We start from the raw sequence: 22,889 nt of genomic DNA, 5'->3' as shown, positions 1-22,889 counted from the left end.
CTCCAAGCCTCAACGCTTTCATTGGACCTTCACGATCTTTGAAAGTCCGCTTCTGGATACTTCAAATTGATGCTTTAGCTGCAAAGCAGAACCTAGGATATGAAGACAGCTTAAGGCTGATTACCCAAACTATTGATTGTTGAATGCGTGTGGGCAATGTCCCCAAACAGTTCCTTACCGTTCGTCAAGAGGCATCTCCGATGGTAGAACTTGTTTTTTGAATTGAAGGGTCAAAAAACAAAAAATAATTTTTGTTGTTTGTATGCTGATTTTTGTTTTTCAGGGTCTTAAATCATTAAAAATTCTCGGATGAACGACATCACTTCATTACGCGGAGGTGCAGGAAGGGGACAAGGACGCAAGCCTATTTCCCCCGATGGTGCTATGGCATACAAGCTTCTGCTGACAGATGAGCAGCGCACCAAGTTGGATAAGCTTGGTAACGCAGCCTGGATTCGAGAGCAGATTGATTTCGCAAACTATCTTGAAAAAATCGACATGACCAAAGCTGTGAATTTGAGCGCCCGATATATCAACGCTTTGCGGCAGTTACCGCAGTTTCATTACGTGCTGGATCTCAATGGGCCACTGACTCACATGTACACGGGCGTACGTGTGTTGCCAACGGGAGATCTGACTGATCCCGACGACGATAGTGGGTTCTTGAAACTGGTTTTCCCTGGAGGTCACTCAATCGAGGTCCATGGCTTTGCTTATCTTGATGTCATGGCGAAAGATGCTGCAGAGATAGAAGTTGGAACTACGCCAGATGATTTGGGTATTCCTGCGCGAAAACTAAGTCCGGTTCAGTTACGTACAGCAGACTTGGTACGGCACCTACGCGGCAAGCATAATTTGGAGAACTAATGCCATTTGGCCCAACCTACTGCGAGTAGGAGGTTTGTCTCTAGGTAGAGGGGTGGCCCAAGAGAATTTTGATCGATTCACGCTGCAAAGGTACCTTGATAGCAGCAGCCGACACCACAACGAGGAACACCGCTATGGAACTATGTGATTTACTGATGACTGCTACTTGGTAAACAGCAGTCATTCATGTTGCGAGCTCGACAGGCGGCAACCGCTGCAAAGTGGAAGTAGCAACCACAGCCTGTTTTAGGTTGAGAGTCTCCGATCGTATTACTGCGATTGCATAATTAGGAGCGGCCTTGAAGCCGTTGCAGCAGGCACAAATCATGCTCACAGGAGGTGAACGACACGGAAAAGGTGCATATTCTTGGCTTTTCCAACCGATGAGTTATCTATATCAAGTGAAGAAGCAGTTTCACTTGTCAGATGAGCTTGAGCTTGCGGGCAAGCTCAACAATTTTGAGCACGTCGGTTGCTGAGTTGATACCGACCCATTCAACCCAACTGCGTATGGGGCCGCCAAGCTTGCTTTCCTCATAGGCCATGTCGATCACTTCTTTACTTCGTGCTGAGCTAAAACCTATCGAGTGAGTGCAATAACTCTCAACCTCCCATGAGGTGAAGATCCTGTATGCGTTGGCCGCACTCAATGGTGGGCTTATCCACTCGATGAGATCTACTTCATTTCGAGCATGTTCCAATGCCTGCGCCTGCTTTTGTGCTCTTTCGCGGTCCAACTCGTGTTTCAACACAGTCTGCCTGCGATGTACATCATTAAGAGTTCCTTCTGGCTCGGCCAAGTCGGGTAGCAAAACTGGGAGGATCACCCCTATGAGCGAGTCGTACTGGTTATGGCGGGCAAATTTGGACTCTCCTTTCTTGATGGACTCCCAAGCGTACCTTCTGGCTATGCCTAACTTCTGTTCTTGTGTAGCTGTGAGTTGGACGCCGAATCGCTTAATGGCACGTAGCACCAATGGAAAGAATGAGGGTTCTTTGTTGTAGAGATGAAAGACTTGGTCAACGAGCCTGTCTCGCTTCGGTGGGGGTAGCTTTGCCCCCCAAGCCAGCGACATAAGAAGCATCATGGTGCCGTCCAAGTTCCAAAAGAATCGGTCTCCGGCATTGTCGTACCCAGCTCTACGCATTTCCACAGCAAGCTCAGAGGGTACTACGAAGCATTCCTCAGTATTCCCGCGCTTGACTTCGGTTAGGTAATGCACGACGGCATCTTTGAAAATCTCAGGCAGAACTTCGACGGGAGCACTGCTTATCTTTAGCTTGTACTGTGCCTTCGCGCTGGCTATTTCCTGAAGCCGCCTTGCTTCTTGCGCTTGAATTTTGCGTTGATACTCTTGGTGTTTAACCCTTTCTATCTCAACCCTAGCATCATGCTCTTTGATCCGTGCACGTGCTGCATCTAGAGCTGAATCAATGTCTGGGTGATGCTTCCATACTTTTGAGCTGGGGTCGTTGAGTACTAGTTCGCGCAGTTTTTCAATAGAGAGCTGGCCATGCTCCTTGAAACGGGCCACATCGACCTCTAGGCAACGCAGACTCATGGCTTTGATGGTGCTGAGCTTTTGCGCGGAAATTCCGTGGGTGACAAATACTTCTATGGCCAGTGGATAGGTTTTGCTGTTCTCAACGATGTCGCAGTAGACATCTGGGACCATACCGGGCAAGGCATGTTCTAGCCGCACGTTCTGCAGCGTATGGTGCGCACCGGGAAGTCGCACCACTTCGTCGCGCATGAAATGATGTCCGTATGAAATGTGCTCTACAAAGTCTGGAGTGATGATGTATCCCGCTTGGGCAATGATGTGCTTGATAACTAAGTGCAGCAGGCTTTCTCTTGTGAGTTTGACATCGCCTCCTAGATCTATCGCTGCTTCATCAGAGATCCAGTCAAGCGCATCAATGGCATCGGCCTTGGCTTGCTCGAACGCCTTTTCCTTCAGTTCTTCATCTTCCCAGTGGCGCACCCAGCACGTGTACTGGTCACTGAGTACTACACGTGCGAGGATTTCTTCCATTGTCAGCCCTGCAATTTCGGGATCGTCGCATCTGACACTTATAACGCCATCGAAGTCTGGGTCACTGCTATCCGGATGGCTACTTTCAAGAACAACTAAGATCTCGCGACCGCTTTCCAGAGTAAGACTAGCACGCTGATGGTCAATCCACGCGCTACGGCGCACAAGCAGGCTTTGCTGCCGCCCGCGCACCTCGGATTCGTATACCTTTCCGGATACGCCTTCAAAGCGTTGGCTTGAAATCGGAGCTGGAACTTCAATGAGTCCAAACGTCGTAAAGAGCGTCAGCGTTGCGAGCTGTGATGCTTTCTGTAGGCAGGATGTTCGGGAATGGCCTGATGGGTGTCGAAAGAACTGACTCATGGTTCGTCCGGTCCGACTAGCACTCCACACGGGAGTACCAGGAACATTCAGGCGAGCGTTTACAGCTTGAAGTGGCTCTTGGCAACCTGGGCATGTGCATTCACATGCAGAGCCTGTTTTCTCCGGTGGGATGCTGAAGATGTGCGTTGCGATGCCATCGGGACCTAAGGCCCATCGCATCGGGCTATCTTTTTGCGCAACGTTCGCCCCCTTGCTGCCACAAAGGTCCTTGTCGTCCTCAATCATCCCCTTTGTCTCCTTTTTTCAGGAATTTTGGCAGCGTCTCAGGAAAAAAGTACATAGGACGTTGGTATATAGCCTTCAGTAGGCTAATGGAGGGACGCCGGGTTCAAGATGGTCGACTCAGGTCAGGCTTTATTCCAAGTTCTCACTGTCTATTAAGAGCGTCTGTCACACTGAATCGGCCCGCATTTCCTGGATAGTGCCCTTTCCTTACTTGACGCATGTGACGGCTCATTGGTGAAGAACAGTCCTTCGTGCTGCTTGGTTGATAGGTTGCAAACGCTGCAAAGCAAACAAAAAATGCTCGAAATAAACCACTTCTTAAAATCCATGTCCTTGGTTTTTTTGTCAAAAAATGCCTAGTATTTCATGTGCTTCTCAATTTTTGAGGGGTGCAGCACCGAGGCAATTTTTCGTCCAGTCACAGCGCTGACCATGCTCAGTATCTCCTGTGTGTTGCTGCTTTATTCAGTCAACCCAAGGAGAGACTTATGGCCGCAAAACCCTCATCCCCCAGTTCGAAAGCAGCTTCCGATACCCCGAATCATCCCAACAAGGCTGTTCCCCTCGCAACCACCCACGAAACACCTCCTGAATTCGTTCTCATCCTTGATCCTCGGGTGATTGACCCAGGCAGTGCCCCCAATCGCACAGCAGAGTCAATGGACGATGAAGCGATGGAAGCACTGTCGCTGAGCATCCTGCTGGGCAAAGGCAATCAGCAGCCCATCCATGTACGCAAGCTCCCTGATGTGCAAGGTAACTATCAATACGAGTTGATTGCAGGGGCACGAAGGCTGCATGCGTGTATGCGTCACACCTTGCCCGTGCGAGCTTTAGTAGTTGATGTTTCAGCCGAGCAAGCTCTGGTCGATCGCTTGATAGAAAACCATCTGCGTGAGGCACTCAGTCCTTGGGAGTTGGGGCAGCAACTTGCGCACATCAAAGCCCAAGCCAGTACAGAGCTGTCGATGCGCAAACTGGCCACTCTGATTGGCATCAATGCCTCCATGGTGCAAAAAGCCATGGACATAGCAGCCTTACCGATGGAAGTGGTGCACGCCTTCAATAGCCCTAAAGATATTCGTTACGCGGACTCCAAAGCACTCAAAGATCTGGTGGCAACAGCACCGGATACGGTGATCGAAGCTGCAGCACAGCTCCAAGGACAAGGCTTGCCTGCCAAGCAAGTGCTGGAACAATTAGCCCAAGCCGCCAGCAGCCACACGCCCCAAGATACAGGTGTTGAACCGTTCAACACCCCGCTGCAAGCGCCCCTCAAAGTCCAAGGCAAGGTGGTGGGCGAAATTAAGGCAGGTAAGTCTGGTCAGTTGGTGATCGCACTGCAAACAGCGATGTCACAGCCTCAGCAGCAGGCACTGGCGCAATGTGTGGAGCAATTTATTGCACGCAAAGTTTTGCGCATCAAGCCAGGTAAAGGCGAAGTTGCTGCAACTGAAGTGATATCAAGCACAACGCAAACGGTCAACGATAAAAGCGTCAAAACAGCGGCAAATGACAGCTTCGGTAATGAGGAGGCACAAGCATGAATGCCTCTTCTAAAAAATGCGCAGCCGATGGGTTATCGCACACGAAAACTGCCTTCGATGACGAAGGGAAGTCCACATTACCGAAGCCCAGCGAAGCTGGATCAACCACCTCATTTTCGGAAGGCTCGGTAATGTTGGACGGTCCCCCCGCGTCAGAGGGGGGAGCGCGCAGCGCAGTCCAGCCCCATCAGGGCACAAAAACCTCTTTTGCAGCAGGAGACGTGACAAATTCTCCGACCGCCGTGCGGGAGGTGAATTTGGGCGCGGCTTGTGCGAGCCCTGATGCTCAGCATCATAAAAGCGCTGAAATCACAGATGCGCAGCAGATGACTTCGTCATCGAGACCATCGCTGTGCGATGCGGTATCCGCAAACGATGCGGTCTTTGTGCTCGAAGAAGACACGGCTGCGAAACAACGACGCATCTTGGCTCGAATCGAAGCATTGCCCGTTGCAGTGCGCCCTTTGCTGAAGACTTTGCACGAGTTGGTGCAAAAGCAAAAGGCGGACATGGCAGTTTCACCTCAGCTTGTGCAAAAGCCAGTCAGCCTGTCATCCATGTTCAGTGCGCAAGAAGTCCAAGAGTGGCTGGCTGAGGGCAGGCAGTTATTAGACGGCCTCCAAGCCCAGCGCAGCCATCGCAAAGACACGCAACCCTCTGCAAAAACCATTGCTGCATACCAAAAAGATTGCCATTTTTTAGATGATGTTAGATGTCACTTCTTCGAGGAGACGCATTGGGCTTGGTATGAAGTTTTGATGCAGTTTGTCCAGCGCAAGTCCACGTTTTATACATACAGAGCTGCTTTGTCATGGCGTGCAGCGCTAGAGTTAGAAGGACTACTCAATGCATATGAATCCTTGCAGGCCAACGTGGGTGCAGATGCCTCCTTAGCGCTTTTTCCAAAAATTAAAGTGGCTGTGCATGAGTTGGCATCGTTGCGCAAACTGACGTATGAGTTTTGCAGCGGTCAGGTGAACTTGGAACCTAAACCCAAGCGAAGCAAACGGGAGGACTTGGCACACCTCGACGATTACTGGCCCACGCGCTTCATTGAAGAGTGCGTCACTTCAACAACCTATCGCAATGCATGTGTGCTACTGCGATTTTGCGGCATGCGGCCTGAAGAGCTGAACAAAGGTGTGCAGGTAATTCGGCGCAAAGATGTTGTCGAGGTGGAAATCCGAGGTGCAAAAGTCACACCCAAATCAGGGCAACCTTGGAGACGCTTTGCCTTAAATGTTAAGGACTTGCCTGATTGGTTTGTGGATGGTTTGAAACTTGATGTAGCTACCATCGTGCAAGCTCATCCAGATAACTTTCGCAGTTACCTCAATGGATTGACCTCAAGAGTGTTGAAAGGCGCAAAGCGCCCAGATGGCAGTGCAATTTGTCTCAGTGCTTACTTGTTCAGGCACCAGCTTGCAACGGATCTGCGCTCCAAAAAATGGACATCTACAGATATAGCCAAAGTATTGGGTGAAATCACGGCTGACACTGTCCGGCATTACGGGCTTCGGTGGCCTGGCTCAAAAAGGCCCAAATTTACAGTCGCACTGCAAAAAGCGTTTTTGCAAACGGCGCGACCTGTGCGCCCAGCCAGCAGGGCTGGTATCGAGCAAGCACAAGCATCTAAAAAAGGGAAAGCGCAATCCAGTCGTAAGGATAAAGCCAGTAGGCAACCGTAGTCGACGATAGCGAGGGGCGTGGCTTAGCAACTTTGCGTGTGCAGGCGCTTACGCGCAACATCCATAAAGGATGGGGACATGACCAAGTTACGAGGAACTCCTTGTACGGAAAGCACTGATCTAGCAGTGATCTGTGTATGGAGCCTCAGCAGTCTTCCAACTGCCGAGCCAATTCAGCCAAAGATATGCCAAGAGCCTGGCACCAGCGCATGGTTTCGATGATGTCTAAGCGGCGTTCCCCACGTTCGCACTTGCTCACAAACACCTGCGTTACTTCCAACTTCTGCGCAAGTTGCACTTGGGTGATGTTGCGTTCTATCCGTGCAGCTTTGATCAAAGTGAGAAACGACGTGTACTGCGCCGAATGAATCGATTTGTCCATATACAGGGTCTTGAAAACCCGCGATGGTGCAAACCAAATTGGAATAGTCAAAAATAGACTATTCTAAAAAGGAATAAATCGATATGAACTCATCACTTCTACATGCTGAAACTAGATGGAGCATTCAAGTGCACCGTCATGGAGTGCCGCTATGACGACTCTGTTTGTGACCCATCAGAAAGAGGATTTGCATCCCACGGAAACTCAATACGCTCATCGCTATTGGACCGGAGCCAGGTTGACTGCGGAGCATTTTTTCTTGGTTCAAGGCACCAACAAAAAAGGAGAGTTCGAGCGCTGCATGTTCAGTGATCCAGCCAGGATGGTGAAGAGACTGAGAGATCTCTCCCATCACGCCATTGCACAAGCCACTGTGGTGCATTGGCCGCAAGGCCAGACCCAGTGGAGTGCAGAAAGCATTCGATACGTGCTTAGCAATCCTGCGCATACGCATTTCAAAGTGAAAACAGTGAACAGGATGCTTAATTTCAAAAGTGATTTGGCCAAAGCCGAAGATCAAGCGGGTCCGTTTTGGCTGGTCTACAGCGATGGTCAGGAGACGGAGCCGAAATAGGTCAATTAATTGCTATCCGCCTGCAAAGTTGCATACGAGGGAGGGCCGCGTAGCGCCGCGCCCTCCCTACGGATTACCCACCCAACGCGCAATTTGCATGCACGCGCAAGGCGTACATGCAAAGGGCGGAACTTCTCTTCGAAAGATGCGAAGCATGAAACTGGGGAGGAGCGGGAGATGGAGCAAAGAACTGTGTTGGTGGTTCGGATATCCATAACAGCCAGTTGCGACAAATACTGTGTTTGTATACAGTAATGACATGTTTGCACTCATCGATGGCAATAATTTTTATGTCTCTTGCGAGCGGGCCTTTAACCCGCGCTTGCAGGGCGTGCCTGTCATCGTCTTGTCGAACAACGACGGGTGTGCGATAGCGCGCAGTGAAGAGGCCAAAGCGCTGGGTATCAAGATGGGCCAGCCATACTTTCAGATCAAGCATCTGGAACAGTCTGCCGGATTAGTCAGTCTGTCTGCTAACTTCACCTTGTATGGCGATATCAGCAGCCGAATGATGCGGCTGGCTGCAAGCATGGGGCCTGAGCAAGAGGTCTACTCGATCGACGAGAGTTTTATAGAGGGGCTTCATGGTGTGCCAGAGCTCACTCGCAGAGCTTGGGTGATACGTGCACGCATCCAGCGCTCACTGGGCATTCCTTGCTGCATCGGCATTGCACCAACCAAGACGCTGGCCAAACTGTGCAATCACATCGCCAAAGATGCTGAACGCAAGCCCGGTACCTACCCCGCAGAGTTGATGCGTGTGTGCAATTGGCAAGAAGTCTCGACTGCGCAAAAGGAACAATTGCTCAAAGCAACACCTGCTGGTGATGTATGGGGCATTGGCAAGCGCATAGCCAAACAGCTTGCACAAGCTGGCATCCACACAGCTTGGGATGTGGCTTGTATGCCAGCGGCATTAGCAAAAAAACGCTGGAGCGTGACGCTAGAAAAAACTGTGTTGGAACTGCAAGGCATCAGTTGTATTGACCTTGAAACTGCACCTGCGCCTAAACAACAAATAGCTTGCACACGCAGCTTTGGCAATCCAGTGACCGAATTTGACCCCCTGCTTGAGGCCATCAGCGAATTTGCCACCCGTGCTGCAGAAAAGGCGCGGCGTGATGGTTTGGTCGCAGGGCAACTCTTGGTGTTTGCCTATACATCACCCTTTAGCAAACAAGAACCTTGGACAGGCAGTGCTACGGTTCCATTCACTACTCCTACTTCTGATACGGCGGTGCTGGTCAATGCGGCCCTACAAGGCATGCAGCGCGTCTATGAATCGGGCTTCAGATTATCCAAAGCGGGTGTCATCTTGATGGATCTGCACAGTGCGCATGCACAGCAACAGACATCTCTATTTAAAGCATCTGAAGAGCACACTGCAGAGCGAAAAAGGCTGATGCAAGCCCTCGATACTGTGAATCAAAGATTTGGCCGTGGGACCCTCAAATTGGCTTCCAGCGGATTCGAAGACAGTCCCAATGCAAGTTGGCGCATGAAGCAGGACAAGCGCTCGCCGCACTACACCACATGTTGGGAAGACATCCCGATAGCGTACGCAAAGTAGCCATGAATCACTTAAACACCCACACCACCTGCCGAGTGCTGGATATCAGCATTGGCAGCATGGATCTCAAACTGCTCCCAACCTCCGTGCAAGGTGGCTTCCCAAGCCCTGCGGAAGATTTTGCTTTTACGCCAGTGAATCTGGCTACGCGCATTGCACCCCGACCAACTTCCACATTTGTGATGCGCGTGTGCGGCGACAGTATGAAAGATGTAGGTATACCAGATGGCTGCCTGATCCCAGTAGATCGTTCTGTTCAACCCAAGCACGGAGATGTGGTGGTGGCAGCGATTGATGGGGAGTTCACCGTCAAGCAACTGTGCATTAAAGATGGGCAGTACGCACTCAAACCTGCCAATGACAACTACCCGACCTTTGAGCTCAAAGAAGGGCAGACATTGGAAGTTTGGGGTGTCGTGATGGCAGCAGTGACAGAGCTACATCGACCATAAACACTACAACTCACGAGGAGCCAATAGATGCTGCAAGCCCATCAAACACGTGTCTTGTTCCTGGACTTTGATGGCGTGCTGCACGTGCCCAAAGCCATAGCCGGTGCGAAGCCACCGCTTACACCTGCAGAAATTCGAGCGGGTTGGCCGAAGACTTTCGAACATCTGCCAGTGCTGGAGCGCATGCTGTCAGAGCATGACAACGTGTGTGTCGTAGTTTCCAGCTCGTGGCGGCTCTATATCAAAGAGCCGGAGTTGGCTGAACTATTGGCAAGCATTGGCTCCCACTTTGCCGGTGCAGTGCGGCATGGAGCACGTGATGAGGCAATCAGGGCCTATGTCATCGAGCACTCCATAGAAGACTTTGTCATCCTGGACGATGTCATAAAATTTTTTCCTGGCGACTGGCCTCAATTGATCTTGTGCAATTCAGCCCTAGGCTTATCTGATCCTGTTGTGCAGAAAAAGCTTCAAGGCTGGCTGCAGCAAGGCTGAGGAAATCAAATTCCTCCATAAAAAACGGCCTGCACATGCAAGCCGTTGGTTCTGTGTTCAACGGTAGGTTCAGGCACCCAACTGATGAATCAAGCTTTCAATCCGCGACGCCTTCCAGCGTGCAGATTTACCGATCTTGATGGGTTTGGGCAAATCGCCCGCGCGAATCGCCGCATACACAGCAGACCGACTCAATTTCAAGATGGCTTGAACATCCGCCACTTTGAGCAAGTGGTCTGTGGGTTGAAAGTTTTTGTTATCCATGAGGAAACCTCTATCAAGAAAATTTGTTGTGGGACCTAGCGGTAAGTGCTTGGCCGGGCGCAACCAATCTGTCGCCTTGATGAGGAATTATTCGCACATTTCGTCAAAAAAATCATGGAAGTGGAGCGTAAGGAAAAAAATCTTCATTTCTTGTACATAAGCGCACACATCTGCACTTTTATGTGCCTGACGTGGGGTTTTAGACATTAGAGACCTAACAGATCTTCAAAAATTCAGTGACCTGATGCCCCCAAAGTTGCCCAATCCACTGAATTGAACTGCAAGCCCTGCTTGGTTCATCGCAGACAATTTAGCTTCCCCAAATTTCTGTCCTTCAGCTTCGTGCAACCTTCACCCATCTTTGGTTTCATCCTGACCCGCAATTGGAGAGATACCAGCGCAGGTACAGAAATCGAATATTGGTTGGCTACGGAGAACGGGCCACTGAAGGTGGTGTTGACCCAGCAGACTTCGGTGGCGTTTGTCGAGGCACAGCACAAGGCCGCTCTACAGGCGCAGCTTCTTGGTGCATCTGGCGTGTACTTGCGGGATCTGGATCTCAAGAGTTTCCAGAATCAGCCCGTCGTTGGCGTCTATGCCCAGCAGTTTCGACAATTGGGAAAACTTGCGCGTTCACTGCAGACACAAGGCCTCAGGCTGCTTGAAGCAGATATTCGCCCCCATGAACGCTATTTGATGGAGCGCTTCATCACCGCTGGTGTGGAAGTCCATGGAGGGCAGCTAGACAGCTATGTTTGCAAGGACTGCAAACTGCTACCAGCGCCAAGCTTCAGGCCGAAGCTGAAGGTCGTCTCTCTCGATATTGAAACCAGTCAGCACTCCGAGCTTTACTCCATTGCCTTAGATGGATTGGGTGAGCGCGTAGTGTTCATGCTAGGTGTCGCTGCTGAGAATGAGCTTGGGCCTACAGACTTTGCACTGCGATACTTTGCCACTCGCAAAGCCATGATTGAAGCGCTCAACGACTGGTTTGAGTTGCATGACCCAGACGTCATCATTGGCTGGAACGTAGTGCAGTTTGACCTGCGAGTGCTGCAAAAGAATGCCGATGCAGCCAAGGTGCCACTGCTGCTGGGGCGGGAGCGCCAACCCATGGCTTGGCGAGCACATCCCGGCAAGCAAGAGTACCTGTTTGCACCCATGCCAGGACGTGTGGCCGTCGACGGCATTGAAGCGCTGCGAGCTGCCATGTGGAGCTTTCCATCATTCAGTTTGGAAAACGTGGCCCAGCAAATGCTGGCCGAAGGCAAAGAAATTGGCTCCGAGTACGACAAGATGGCTGAGATCGAGCGTCGCTATCAAGAAGACAAGCCGGCATTAGCTGCTTACAACATCAAAGACTGCGAATTGGTGCTGCGCATCTTTGACAAGGCCAAGCTGCTGTCATTTGCGATGGAGCGTGCACACACCACGGGGCTTCAGCTTGATAATTTTGGTGGCTCGATTGCAGCGTTTAGCCACCACTATCTGCCTCGCATGCACCGGCTGGGGTATGTGGCACCGAACGTAGGGGATGTACAAGGTAAGTCCTCACCCGGCGGGTATGTCATGGACTCCAAGCCAGGCTTTTACGACTCCGTTCTAGTCCTTGATTACAAAAGCTTGTACCCCTCCATCATCCGAACCTTCTTGGTCGATCCGGTAGGTTTGGTTGAAGGAACCTACAACGACTCTCCAAATCCCATTAAGGGTCCACTGGACACCTTGTTTTCTAGGGACAAGCATTGCTTGCCCAGAATCGTCACGTCACTGTGGCAAGCACGTGATGAAGCCAAACGCAACAAGAATGAGCCACTGTCACAAGCCCTGAAGCTGGTGATGAACTCGTTTGCGGGTGTGCTGGGGGCATTCGAATGCAGGTTTTTTAATCCCAAGCTGATTTCTGCCATTACCTTGCGCGGGCATGCCATGGTCAAGGCCACCCGTGACTTTGTGGAGGCACGAGGGTATGAAGCCATTTATGGCGACACTGACTCCATTTTTATCTGGCTTAAAACTCGACATACGAACGAGCAGGCCCATGCAGTTGCTGCGGAGTTGGTCAGAGATATCAATGCTTGGTGGGCCAAAACCTTGAAGGATGAACAAGGCTTGGACAGCCATCTAGAAATTGAATTCGACACCCACTTCAAGAAGTTCTTCATGCCCACCATCCGCGGATCGGATGTTGGCAGTAAAAAGCGCTATGCAGGGCTAAGTGTGGATGCTGATGGCAAGGAAGCCATGGTTTTTAGAGGGCTTGAGATGGCACGCAGCGACTGGACATTGTTGGCGCGTCAGTTCCAGGATGGCCTGCTCTCACGGGTCTTCAAAGGCGAGCCATACAAAGCGTTTGTGGCTGAGTACGTGCAAGCCACCTTGGCGGGTCACAAAAATGATGAACTCATCTACCGCAAGCGCCTAAGGCACCACTTGGATGAGTACGTCAAGAATGTGCCCCCCCAAGTCAGAGCTGCGCGCATTGCAGATGAATACAACCGGCGTATGCAGCGGCCCACGCAGTATCAAAACGGGGGCTGGATTCAGTACGTCATGACCCGGAATGGACCAGAGCCACTGGAGGTGCAAACCTCAGCCATTGACTACGAGCACTATCTCAGTAAGCAGCTCCAGCCCATTGCAGATGCAATCCTGATTCCATTAGGGGAGAGCTTTAGCAAGCTGATTTCTCCGCAGAAGCATCTTTTTTAGATGCCCACAGACCTCGAGACGTAGTGCAGCATGAGTGTTATCAACGACGGCTATGCAGCGGCTGCTGTCATTCAGCTCCCGGCAATTGATGGGCAGCTTGTGCCACCATAACCAGACGGGCAACGACATCGCAATCCCCTGCACGAATGGATTCTTTAACCTGCAGTGCGCTATCGATCCTTCTCGTCCGGTACTTCAGAGACAGAGTCGTTGCCCCCAGCCGTGGCCAAGTCGAGACGAAGTGTCTTCTCGTCACATCCGAGGGCCTTGGCGGCTGCAGCCCAGGTTCCGTGCCGCTCTTTAGCCCACTTGGCGAGTCGATCGCGAAACCAGCGGATCCGCGCCGCACGGGTTCCTTCCCCGAGTTCGCTGATCTCGGGTTTGTTAGTTGTGGTGAATCGCAACCATTCGTTGATTGCGCTAGCGATGTCCACGCTCTGGTCCGGCACCGACCACCAAGCAATGCACAACACCGCCAGGCGCTGGAGGTCTCGGAGGTTGCCCATCAGCGCGCTGTGTTGAAGCGCAGCATCGATTTCGGGTGTCCATGGCGGATCGGCAGGAAGGTCCTCGCGTTGCCGGCACTCTCGCCAAACCCGGTTCCAATCGTCTTTGCGATCATCTCGGCACTCCCGCAGCGGTGGGACCGTGACGGACAGGTGGCTGAGCCGGTCGAAAAGGTCCGCGTCGAGGCGCTCCCGCAGTTCGGCCATGGGTAGGTTGGATGCGCAGACCAGCTCGACATCGGCAGTTTCCTCGCGATCGCTGCCAAGCGGTCTGTAGCGACGCTGGCAATCCTGGAACACGCGAACGAGTTTGCGCTGCACGGGTTTGGGGAGGTCCTGCACTTCGTCCAGGAACAGAATCCCGCCATCCGCTTCTTTCACGAGACCAGGCCGATCGCCTGCCGCACCTGTGAAGGCACCTTTGCGGTGGCCAAAGAGCAAGCTCTCTGCGAGTGCCGAGTCCAGCCCGCCGCATGGGACGGTGACAACGCGCTTTCGACCTTTGAGGGTTGCGATGTACGTCTCGACCAGGCGGGTCTTGCCGGTGCCCCGTTCGCCGAGGATCAGCAAGGGCGCGCCGAGAACGCGTGCATACCGAGCGAGGTGATCCAAGGCCTGGCGACGGGCGGCAGAGCGGGCTTGCGCCTCGTAGACTGCCAGCTGGGGCTGGAGCCGAGCCACGCGCTGTATCTCAGCGAGGTACGTCGTGATCGAGAAGTCGACTGGGTCGATGCGGACTCGGCCCGTCTCGCGACTCACCTGCGACGACCACAGATGCGTGCCTTCGGGGAACGCTCCTCCTGCATGAAGCATGAGCCATACGCTGTGCATCGCCGGCGTACCCGGCGACACGTTGATGTGCAGGCTATCCCGAAGATCACGCAGCCGCGGAAGCACCCTATCGCGCACCTGCTCGTAGATCGCTGCGTGGCGAGTTGGATCATCGAGCAGGATGTGGATGGGGTCGACCGCAGCATATCCAATCGTTGCTGGAATATCAGGAGTTCGCTGTGCCTGAACGAGGTAGAGCACGCGATCGATGTCGATACGCCGGTTCTGAAGCGCCTTGATGGCGCGGTCCAGCACCTCGATGCCCGCGCGCTCGGCGTGCCAGCAGAGCAGAGTTCCCGTGCGCCGGTCCATCAGTCCACCCCTTCGGCGACCACGATGGTGGCGGCATCGACCTCACGCATCACCACGCGTGCCTGGTCCAGCTCGTCGACAGATCGAACGGCGACCACCAGGCGACCGCGCGGTTCGCGGAACACGGCCGGCTGATAGCCAGTAACGGACTGATCCTTCTCTGCGGTCGGCCGCATCTTCTCCTTGGCCTTGGCGGCCAACTTCGGCGCAGTCACCAGCCAAGCGCAACGCAGCTCGTGGGCAAGTGTCGGCAGCGATGCTGTTTCGGCCGGAAGCCGGGGCCGGCGAGCCTCGATCACAGCGGCAGATTCGGCCGTGACCGTACCGAGATCCACGTCAACCGAAGTGACGATCTCAGCGTCGACGATCTGCTCCTGTTTCCAAAGCTTCACCTTGCCGAGGAGAGCACCGAGGAGTGGCTTAGGTTCGAGGCACCACGGCGCAGCGGCACACCAGCCTTCGAGCCGCTCCAACATTTCGTGCGAGCGCCCATCGGACAGTCGCAGGCCCAGCTCGAAGCCATGGTCCAGTCCATCGCTCTGCAAGTTCGCCGACATCAACAGCGACTGCCCCGATTCGATCCAGATCGCCTTGGCGTGCAACCAGCGAAACCCGAGAACGGTGGCGCCAGCCTTGGCCAACGCCAAGAGTGCAGGCATCGACGAGGGACGGACTCGCGCCAACACGGTGACGTGCAGGCCTTCACGGGCTCGGACACAGAGCCGTTTGACGACGGCGTGATCTTCGTCCCAGCCGAAGCTGCTGACCACGATGCGCGACCTGGCCCCATCGATGAGTCGCAGTGCCTCCTCTTGAATAGCGCTGGCTTTCACAGTGGTCGCCACAATCGATTTGCCGGGGTCAGGGTGGGGCACTTTTCCGAGGGGGCGCGTCGCCTTGAAACGGTCCTTCGGATCGATCAGCTCGTGCTCCGCAGCCTCCCACATCGCCCATTTCAGGTAGCCGGTGACCTCGGACACCTCCGAAGCGGTGAGGTTGACGGCCAGTTCCTCGTTCCGTTCGAGCGCTTCGGTGGTGAGATTCGCTGTGAGCAACAAGCCCGCCGGGCGAGTTTCCGGATCAACCACGACGACCTTCGCGTGGAAGTGTGGTGCAGAGCGGAATAGTGCATGCCCACCCAGGCGGGTGAGCATCGCTTTGTGCTGGTCGAGGACGCGCTTGTCGAATTCGCCTTCGCCCTCCTCGCGCCCGAGTCGCGCCTCGGATGCCAGCAGCACATAGACGCGAACTCCGCGCTTTCCCGCATCCATAATCGCGTCCTCGACACCCTTGTCGGCCAGCAGGAAGCTGGACATCACCGCTTTCTCGCGAGCCTGGGAAAGCAACGCGACAACGGCGTTCGCCATCTCCCGGCTCCGGCCAGACTCAAACACGGCCTGTCCTCGTTCGCTGCGCGCGTTGGCGACAGAAGGCATGGACACCCACGCCGGTGGCAACTCACGTTTTCGCTGGTCGATGGTCTCGACGAATCGCTTCTGCCAAGTGGCGTTTTTCTTTATCGTCATCACAGGCTCCAATCCTCGGCAGCAACCAAGTGCCATGTACTCGGTGTCGGTCTGTCCGTGCGGTCACGCCAGGCCGACTCTGCAAGCTCATGCCTGGTCGGCGTGGGTGGGTCAAACTCAGCGAACGGCTTGACCGCATCCGCTTTCCAGGCGCCGAAGTGATCGGTGACTGCGTAGTCCTGAATGCGCTCTCGAAGCCGCCACTCCGCCCAGCGCGTGGCGTCCTGGGCAGAGCGTGCTCGCAACGCGATCCCCTCTACCGTCGTTGCGTCGAAACTTCCAAGTGACTCGATGTCAGGGCGTTTGAAGTAGACACCTCGGACGAGAGACTCGCGTTCGCCGGCAATAGTCTCGTCGAAGCCGACCCTCAGCGCATCGACTGCGCCGTCCCATTGCGACCACAGCCCCTCGGCCTGGATCAGTTGCATCCAGACTGCGTCGGCAGCCATCTCCGGCGCGCCAACGACAGCATTCACGGGCATGCCACCCAAGGTTCCGCCGATCCTCATGCGAGCGCCAGTGACATCCCACGTCGCCCGAAGCGTCGTCTCAGCGTCGGCCACCTCCCCCTCATGCTCGAGCTGGTCGACACGAAGTGATGTGCTTCCGACCAACGGTGTCGTGATAACGCCTTCCGCGTCTCGCACCCACCGCGGCAGCTTCTCGAAGCGACGCTTTGGAGCCTTGTCGCGCCCCTCGCCCCAAACTTCGTCATAAGCAGTCGACTCTCGCCATGGCTCAACGCGAAGGATGACGGCGCTGAGCAGCGGATCTTTGCTGACCCACACAGTCCAAGTTCCGTGCTCAGGGACGAAGATCTGCTTCGTTTCCAGCGCCGCGCTCCCGGACTCGGTCAGGCGGTACTGGCGGTTCTCCTGCACGAGAAGCCCATACCGCTCTGCGATCTGCAGCAGCCGCTGGGCGATGACCTGGCGTGAGCCGGACTCGAAGAGCAGATGCTCAGCTATGTCCCTTGCATCGGTCTGTCCGCGCTCGCGGGCTCGCAGTAGGGTGGGGAGCAGCTCGTTGCGCTTTGCCGCTTTCGCGACCTGGCCAATCACGCGCCAACACTCAACTCGGATCTCCCTGGTCAAGCGGATGGCGCCAGCAGCGCCGGTGGATGTTGGCTGGGTTGATTGAGCTGCACGTTTCTCCGGAGCAGCCGTGGCAGGTGCTGTTTTCAATAGCTTGCCGAGATCAGCAAGGCCGTTAGCTCGCATGAGTTCCTCCCTTTTTTTTGATCTGTGCTTCCCAAACTTCTTGTTCGGCGAACACGCCCAGCATGGAAGGCTGGGCTCTCTTCATGGCGTGACGATCTCCGACGACGATGCGCTGATACCGCGCCCGGGTGAGTGCGACATTCAGCCGGTTCGGGCTTTCAAGAAAGCTCGTTGGGCGGGCGCTCGCAAAGGAGAGGATCACCAAGTCGGCCTCGTGGCCCTGGAAGCGATCCACGGTGCAAAGTTCAATGGTCAGATGCGGCTTGGCCTTCGGTCCTCTCGTGAAATGCCGCATGCCGCTCGCTTGTCGGGTCCAGCGCCGAAGGTGACTGCGGATCTCGCGCTCCTGACCTCGGTAAAAGGTCAGCACTGCGGCCTCCCATGGCCGCCCATCGCGCCGAGGGTTATTGGCTGCCCAGGCGTCAAACGCCTGCAGTTCATCAATGACCGCGCCCGCCTCGGCGGGGTTAATGTTGAAGCGGCTGTTGAAACTGCCCCGAACGTCGAGCCAGACAGCCCTGTGCGCGTGGCGACGAAAGCTCCAGGTACGCTCGTCCGCCATCTGCTCCGGTGTGAAGAGAGCCTCGCCCTCGTAGATGCTCTCGTGCGGGAATGCCGCAATCTCCGGATGCATGCGGTGCTGCGTACTGAGCAGCACATGGCGCACTCGGAGCGCTGACGCCGGCAACCCGTCTGAGAGCGCAGTCGGCCTCGTCGCCTGCGGGTCACGCTCAAAACCTTGGCGAAGCGACTCGAGGATGGAGGGCAGTGCGACCCTGCGGACACGATCAATCTCGGCCCAAATCGCCTCCGGTTTGACGCTGGTCTCGGCTGCTGGCAGCAGCGCTTCTATCTGCTTGCGTAGCCGCTGACTCGTCGAACGGGTTTGGGGCACACCTGGCTCGGCCTCTTGTACGAAGCGCTGCTCGTAGAGACGGGCGATGCGCCAGGCGACCTCGGCGGCCCACTCTGGCTGCTCTTCGCGACCACGCCCTGAGATTCGCAACCATGCATCAGCCCTGCGTCGGATGGCGTCCAGGCCATCGCCGGCGTGCCGTACCGTGGCGACATCGAGCGGTAGTTCCTCTATTCGGCGCTCGAGATGGTTGACTGCTCCGGCGACCACGGCAGCGCTCCACATCGCGTCATCGTTGCTGGCGTCCGCGAGCACAACACCACGAGCGGCGGCCTGCGCGGAATACACCTCCATCGCCTTCGCTTCATCGATGGATACGACAGCCACTCGCCGCCTCCGTGGGTCATCTTGGCTCGCCATGAAGACATCAATGCAGGCATTCCTGGTGTCCTCGTCGCCGAGGCATGCCTCAACGTTGACGGACATCGCGGCATCGTCGACGTAGGGCGACAGCTGCTTCGGGTCCCCGACGACCACCCACCGCTTCGCGAGCAGCGCAGGAACCAAGAACTCCTGAAACGTCGTCTTGGACGCCTCGTCGACGATCAAGACATCGAAGTTCACGGCCGCGTGCCCGCTCGCCTTGATGTCGGGGTGTTGCAGGATGCCGATGGTCGTCCCACAAACCAGATTGGCAGCGTCGAGCACCATGCGTTCGATGGCGGTCGCCCCATTTCTGAGCTCCTCCAACAGAGCTTGTTGGGACTCGCTCAGGCCTCGGCGGCCGTCGAGGTGCCTAAGCAGACGCTCGCGTTCGGTTTTCACGAAGCGCTCGAGCTGCCAGGGGCCGGCTTTCTCGGAGACATTTCTTCGCTCACCGATTCGGACCGGGATGACCCAATCACGGTGCGGGTTGCGCTCATTCATCAGCCGCTCGAGCACGTTGTCGACGGCGACGTGGGTGGATGCGCAAAGCATCGCACGCTTGCCCTGCCTGGCCAGCTGCAGCACCAACTCGCAGATGGCTGTGGTCTTGCCTGAGCCTGGTGGTCCCTCTAAAAGCACGAAGTCAGGCGTTGCCAGGGCGATTTCGACGAAGCGACGTTGCTCATCTGTGCCTGGCCGCGTCTCATCGGTCAGCACCATCCAGCCGCCGTCCTCAATCCCGGCGGGCTCGAAGGAAGGCCACCGTGCATGCTCCGCGGATTCCGTCAGGCGCAGCAGCGGCCGATGCGCCGGCGAGGGCGCGTTCTGGAGCGCCTGCAGTGCCTGAATCTGCCGCAGCAAGGTGAGTGTGTTCGGTCGCAAGAGCAGCTCTTCGCCCTTGGGGCGGCGATCGACCAGGAGCTGGGAGGTCTCGGGGTCCCGATCGAGCACCAGAAGCCTGCGGTCATCAGCAAATTTCTTGCGGCCGTTGCTACGGCGGTCAGCCGAGGCATCCGGGTCGTCGGCGATCCGCTCGAACACGTCACGGACGTTTTCGTCCATGAACGCACGGAACGTGGACTCCGGCTCGTTTGGGCGGTCTCTAGGCTCCTCAAGCTGGATCCAGAAGCCACGCGGGCTGCCGGCCTGATCACCCTCAGGCGGTGCTCCGGGCTTCCACGCGAGCCGCTTCACGGCGGCGTCGCTCTCCATGTAGTCCTTCGTGCGCCGAAGGAAGTCATGGAACGTCTTCAGGCCGAAGAAGACGCTCTTGAGGAGGATGTCCGGTCGAGCGACATCCAGGTTGTTGTAGTGAAGTAATGCCATTGAACCTCTCATGCCGATTTGCGACCAAAGTGGCCGCCATCAACATTTGCAAGAGTCGCGCCAGCCTGCCACGACGACCTAACTGCCTATCAATAATACGGTTCTTCGTCTATCGTTATTTGGCACTAGGGTGTTTTCACCCGTCAACTGGTGAATACGCCCGCAGAAATAAGAAGTGCTGGATTGGTGGGGCAAACTCATTGCGGTGAAGCAGCGATCGCTTGGGCGCCTCTACTAACGGCTCTACCCCGAACGAAGCACTCGAAAACATCAGTGTGTAGCTGTGCAGCGACCGCCGCTGCTTAGCAGACACGGTAGACGCCGCTCGAACCGAGAGTAAGGGAACTGCAGCTGAGCGAGGTGCAGCCTTCGCGCGACATGACGACATGTGAATGTCCGCTGTGTGTTGCAGCAGTCGTTCAGGTGCTGCAGCTTCAGTGACTGAGATCAGCCTTGAGCTGCCTTTCGCCACTTCCTTGGTTTGCATTCAGCTCTCCAAATCCGGATTTGCCATAATAAGTTACAGGTTGTTGATGCGCGCTGAGACACGCGCTTGATAAGAAAAGCGTCAGCTCATTGGCTCTGCCACCACCCTAAACAGGCTGGACCAGCAAGCGCCGGCGTAACGGCATAGGAGCTGCAGGCTGTGGCATTGGTGTTGTTGCCCTAAACGACTTAAACGGTATGCTCTATTTGAAATGCACAGCCGATGTGCAAAAAGCAATCGGTCTGCACAAAGACCAACTCTCGCCTACTGAGTCATCAGATGCCCCGCTGGGACATTGGATGGTCAACCGTTTTATGGTTGGGCGCAGGAAGGCATATGTCTTCATGAGCGAATCCACATTGCTGTCTTTTATTTTGCTCAGTGGCAAGGTGCCGATGACACCACAGCGTTTGCCAGATATGCTGATTGGCGGCTTGGTGCAACTGCTGCAGATGCGGGACTTGCCCGGTGATGCGATTGCACGTGCGATTGATCCGTACATTGAATTTCGTTACGCCAAAAATGACAACCGAGCAGCCATGGGTTGCATGAACGATATGGTGTGGCGCTATCAGTCCATGATTGATTACATGGGCGGGCTTGAACACTGTGACCTGACTGAGATCATCTTCAAGATGAACAAAACGCCGCAACGAACCATTGGCTGGGCGAATTCTTGGGATGTGGCTGAAAGCAAGTTGCGTACTTTGTCATAGCCAGGGCTCGTCGCTTGAGCAGCATGAAAGGGACCAAGAAGCAAATTTCTTGTTTACCCCTCAGCCCAGAAAAGACAAAAGGACTTAGCCGATCTCTCAGCTAAGTCCTTGAATCATTTGGTCGGAGCGGCGGGATTCGAACTCGCGACCCTCTGCTCCCAAAGCAGATGCGCTACCAGGCTGCGCCACGCTCCGAAAGCTGTGAATTCTAACACTCTTGCTATCAAAATTTACTCTTTGTGTGATAACGCAAGTGCTTGATTGCCGATCACCTTTCAATGAGTGTTCGATGCGTTGGCATCTCACCGAAGACTCATTCAAAGACTAAGTTTCTCCAAAGCTTGACTGGTGACTTCGTTGCGGAGGTGTCCGTAATGTTTTTCGATCATCTTCACAGAAGTACCTGATATTTGCGCAACCGTCAGCAGGTCAACACCTTGGTGTACGAGATCAGTAATGGTGGAATGTCGCAATGTATAGGTGACAGTTTCAGCAGGCAGCCCAGCATTTGCTGCTGCTACTTTGATTCGATCTTTCCAAGCGTCCTTGTGCCAAGCCTCGCCTGAGTGCTGTCGAAACAATGGAGCACTTTGGTCTGCGTTCTTCGCTTGTTCTCGACACAGTTCAAACGCTTGCTTGGAAAGTTGTATGTGTCGGTTTTCTTTGCCTTTGTCCACCGGCAGTGAAATCGTCTTGAGCTTGGCACTGAAATTAGCAACACAAAGCTTTGCTAAGTTTCCGGGGCGCAGTGGAAGTAGTGAAAGTGCTTTTAAAAAGCTCGCAAGATCGGGCGGGGCATGATCGATAAGACGCCTGCGCTGATCAATGTCTAAATAAAGCGTGCGCTGTTTGTCTGCATTCTCAACGGGCAAGAGCTTTTTCTTCCAGGCGAAGTCCGAGGTGACATGGCCATCACCATATGCATGATTGAGGGCCGCTCTGAAAGGTGTCATGTCACGGTTGAGTGTGCTTTCGCTCCTCTTTTGCCCTTTATTTTTTCCGCTAGTGACAGGACGGTCTCGCAAGCGGCGTCTCCATGCCTCAATGTGTGCAGGCGTTAGCTTGGTTAGTTCCAGATTCGCGAATTGAGCATCGTCCAGCACATAGCTATCAAAGCGTGACTTGGCATCAGCCGCAGAAGACTCCTTGCCTCGGCTGATAAGGTGATCGACATAGGCACTACATGCGCTTGTAATTGTGTAAGTGCCTAATGCGCCACCTTTTCCAATGTGTGCAAACCAATCCTCAGCAGCTTTTTTCGCCAAGTCAAAGCGTTCACTGGGTGGGTATTCTGAAAAGTCACCGAGTGGCTGCCTGCGCTGTTGCCCAGAGAGTGAATCGTATGAACGAGCTGTCCAAGTCCCCTCACTGTCGGACTCCATCTTTCGATATCCCAGATAGTTCCCTTGCGAGAGTTTCATCCAGTAAGGATCACGCCTCGGAGGCAACGCTTTACGATCAACGACTTTCTGGAAGCTCTTGCTCAT

The 22,889-nt window shown here is 54.7% G+C and carries 17 protein-coding genes and 1 tRNA gene; 9 read left to right on the top strand and 9 right to left on the bottom strand.

Features of this window, described 5'->3' with window-relative positions:
- Positions 1 to 309: 309 nt before the first annotated feature.
- The gene (locus AC27VO_RS11365; protein ID WP_488666827.1) at positions 310 to 867 is read left to right on the top strand and encodes a hypothetical protein; all 558 of its coding nucleotides are present in this window, start codon (positions 310 to 312) and stop codon (positions 865 to 867) included.
- A 422-nt stretch (positions 868 to 1,289) separates the two neighbouring features.
- Here the strand turns inward: AC27VO_RS11365 and AC27VO_RS11360 are convergent, their stop codons facing one another.
- Complete coding sequence (locus tag AC27VO_RS11360; protein WP_488666826.1) at positions 1,290 to 3,266, bottom strand: hypothetical protein; 1,977 nt, start codon at positions 3,264 to 3,266, stop codon at positions 1,290 to 1,292.
- A gap of 734 nt (positions 3,267 to 4,000) precedes the next feature.
- Here AC27VO_RS11360 and AC27VO_RS11355 point away from each other — a divergent pair.
- Both AC27VO_RS11355 and AC27VO_RS11350 read left to right on the top strand, forming a co-directional pair.
- Positions 4,001 to 5,059, top strand: coding sequence for a ParB/RepB/Spo0J family partition protein (locus AC27VO_RS11355; protein ID WP_488666825.1), 1,059 nt, complete (start codon positions 4,001 to 4,003; stop codon positions 5,057 to 5,059).
- On the top strand, positions 5,056 to 6,747 hold the full coding sequence (locus tag AC27VO_RS11350) for a site-specific integrase (protein WP_488666824.1): 1,692 nt from the start codon (positions 5,056 to 5,058) through the stop codon (positions 6,745 to 6,747). The genes AC27VO_RS11355 and AC27VO_RS11350 overlap by 4 nt, the downstream gene beginning before the upstream one ends.
- A 145-nt stretch (positions 6,748 to 6,892) precedes the next feature.
- On the opposite strand, the gene AC27VO_RS11345 is transcribed toward AC27VO_RS11350, so the two are convergent.
- Entirely contained in the window at positions 6,893 to 7,129 is a 237-nt protein-coding gene (locus tag AC27VO_RS11345; protein WP_488666823.1) for a helix-turn-helix domain-containing protein, read from the bottom strand.
- Between the two features lie 151 nt (positions 7,130 to 7,280).
- On the opposite strand from AC27VO_RS11345, the gene AC27VO_RS11340 reads away from it, so the two are divergent.
- The 4 genes from AC27VO_RS11340 (at position 7,281) to AC27VO_RS11325 (ending at position 10,220) form a co-directional block, all read left to right on the top strand.
- Positions 7,281 to 7,703 (top strand): hypothetical protein, encoded by a 423-nt coding sequence (locus tag AC27VO_RS11340; protein WP_488666822.1) that lies wholly within the window; start codon positions 7,281 to 7,283, stop codon positions 7,701 to 7,703.
- A 259-nt stretch (positions 7,704 to 7,962) separates the two neighbouring features.
- The gene (locus tag AC27VO_RS11335; protein WP_488666821.1) at positions 7,963 to 9,273 is read left to right on the top strand and encodes a Y-family DNA polymerase; all 1,311 of its coding nucleotides are present in this window, start codon (positions 7,963 to 7,965) and stop codon (positions 9,271 to 9,273) included.
- A 2-nt stretch (positions 9,274 to 9,275) separates the two neighbouring features.
- A complete protein-coding gene (locus AC27VO_RS11330; protein ID WP_488666820.1) occupies positions 9,276 to 9,725 on the top strand; it encodes a LexA family protein in 450 nt (149 codons plus the stop codon).
- Positions 9,726 to 9,752: 27 nt separating this feature from the next.
- The gene (locus AC27VO_RS11325; protein ID WP_488666819.1) at positions 9,753 to 10,220 is read left to right on the top strand and encodes an HAD domain-containing protein; all 468 of its coding nucleotides are present in this window, start codon (positions 9,753 to 9,755) and stop codon (positions 10,218 to 10,220) included.
- 69 nt (positions 10,221 to 10,289) lie between these two features.
- Here the strand turns inward: AC27VO_RS11325 and AC27VO_RS11320 are convergent, their stop codons facing one another.
- Entirely contained in the window at positions 10,290 to 10,484 is a 195-nt protein-coding gene (locus AC27VO_RS11320; protein WP_488666818.1) for a helix-turn-helix transcriptional regulator, read from the bottom strand.
- 342 nt (positions 10,485 to 10,826) lie between these two features.
- Between AC27VO_RS11320 and AC27VO_RS11315 the strand changes: the two genes are divergently transcribed.
- A complete protein-coding gene (locus tag AC27VO_RS11315; protein ID WP_488666888.1) occupies positions 10,827 to 13,196 on the top strand; it encodes a DNA polymerase II in 2,370 nt (789 codons plus the stop codon).
- Positions 13,197 to 13,366: 170 nt separating this feature from the next.
- On the opposite strand, the gene AC27VO_RS11310 is transcribed toward AC27VO_RS11315, so the two are convergent.
- Genes AC27VO_RS11310 through AC27VO_RS11295 form a run of 4 tightly spaced genes read right to left on the bottom strand, consistent with a single transcriptional unit; the run spans position 13,367 to position 20,199 of the window.
- Positions 13,367 to 14,845 (bottom strand): sigma-54-dependent transcriptional regulator, encoded by a 1,479-nt coding sequence (locus tag AC27VO_RS11310; protein WP_488666817.1) that lies wholly within the window; start codon positions 14,843 to 14,845, stop codon positions 13,367 to 13,369.
- Entirely contained in the window at positions 14,845 to 16,371 is a 1,527-nt protein-coding gene (locus tag AC27VO_RS11305) for a phospholipase D-like domain-containing protein (RefSeq protein ID WP_488666816.1), read from the bottom strand. The genes AC27VO_RS11310 and AC27VO_RS11305 overlap by 1 nt, the downstream gene beginning before the upstream one ends.
- The gene (locus AC27VO_RS11300) at positions 16,371 to 17,591 is read right to left on the bottom strand and encodes a hypothetical protein (protein WP_488666815.1); all 1,221 of its coding nucleotides are present in this window, start codon (positions 17,589 to 17,591) and stop codon (positions 16,371 to 16,373) included. The genes AC27VO_RS11305 and AC27VO_RS11300 overlap by 1 nt, the downstream gene beginning before the upstream one ends.
- On the bottom strand, positions 17,581 to 20,199 hold the full coding sequence (locus AC27VO_RS11295; protein ID WP_488666814.1) for an AAA domain-containing protein: 2,619 nt from the start codon (positions 20,197 to 20,199) through the stop codon (positions 17,581 to 17,583). Before AC27VO_RS11295 ends, AC27VO_RS11300 begins: the two co-directional genes overlap by 11 nt.
- Before the next feature lie 684 nt (positions 20,200 to 20,883).
- Here AC27VO_RS11295 and AC27VO_RS11290 point away from each other — a divergent pair.
- Positions 20,884 to 21,402, top strand: coding sequence for a DUF6933 domain-containing protein (locus AC27VO_RS11290; protein WP_431308088.1), 519 nt, complete (start codon positions 20,884 to 20,886; stop codon positions 21,400 to 21,402).
- Positions 21,403 to 21,520: 118 nt separating this feature from the next.
- On the opposite strand, the gene AC27VO_RS11285 is transcribed toward AC27VO_RS11290, so the two are convergent.
- Both AC27VO_RS11285 and AC27VO_RS11280 read right to left on the bottom strand, forming a co-directional pair.
- A tRNA-Pro gene (locus AC27VO_RS11285) sits at positions 21,521 to 21,597 on the bottom strand.
- Positions 21,598 to 21,719: 122 nt separating this feature from the next.
- A complete protein-coding gene (locus AC27VO_RS11280; protein ID WP_284214486.1) occupies positions 21,720 to 22,889 on the bottom strand; it encodes a tyrosine-type recombinase/integrase in 1,170 nt (389 codons plus the stop codon).

It is taken from the genome of Comamonas sp. 14P8.1.4 (assembly GCF_057799285.1).
The sequence above is the reverse complement of the archived record's forward strand: the minus strand, read 5'-3'. Positions and strand labels throughout refer to the sequence as shown.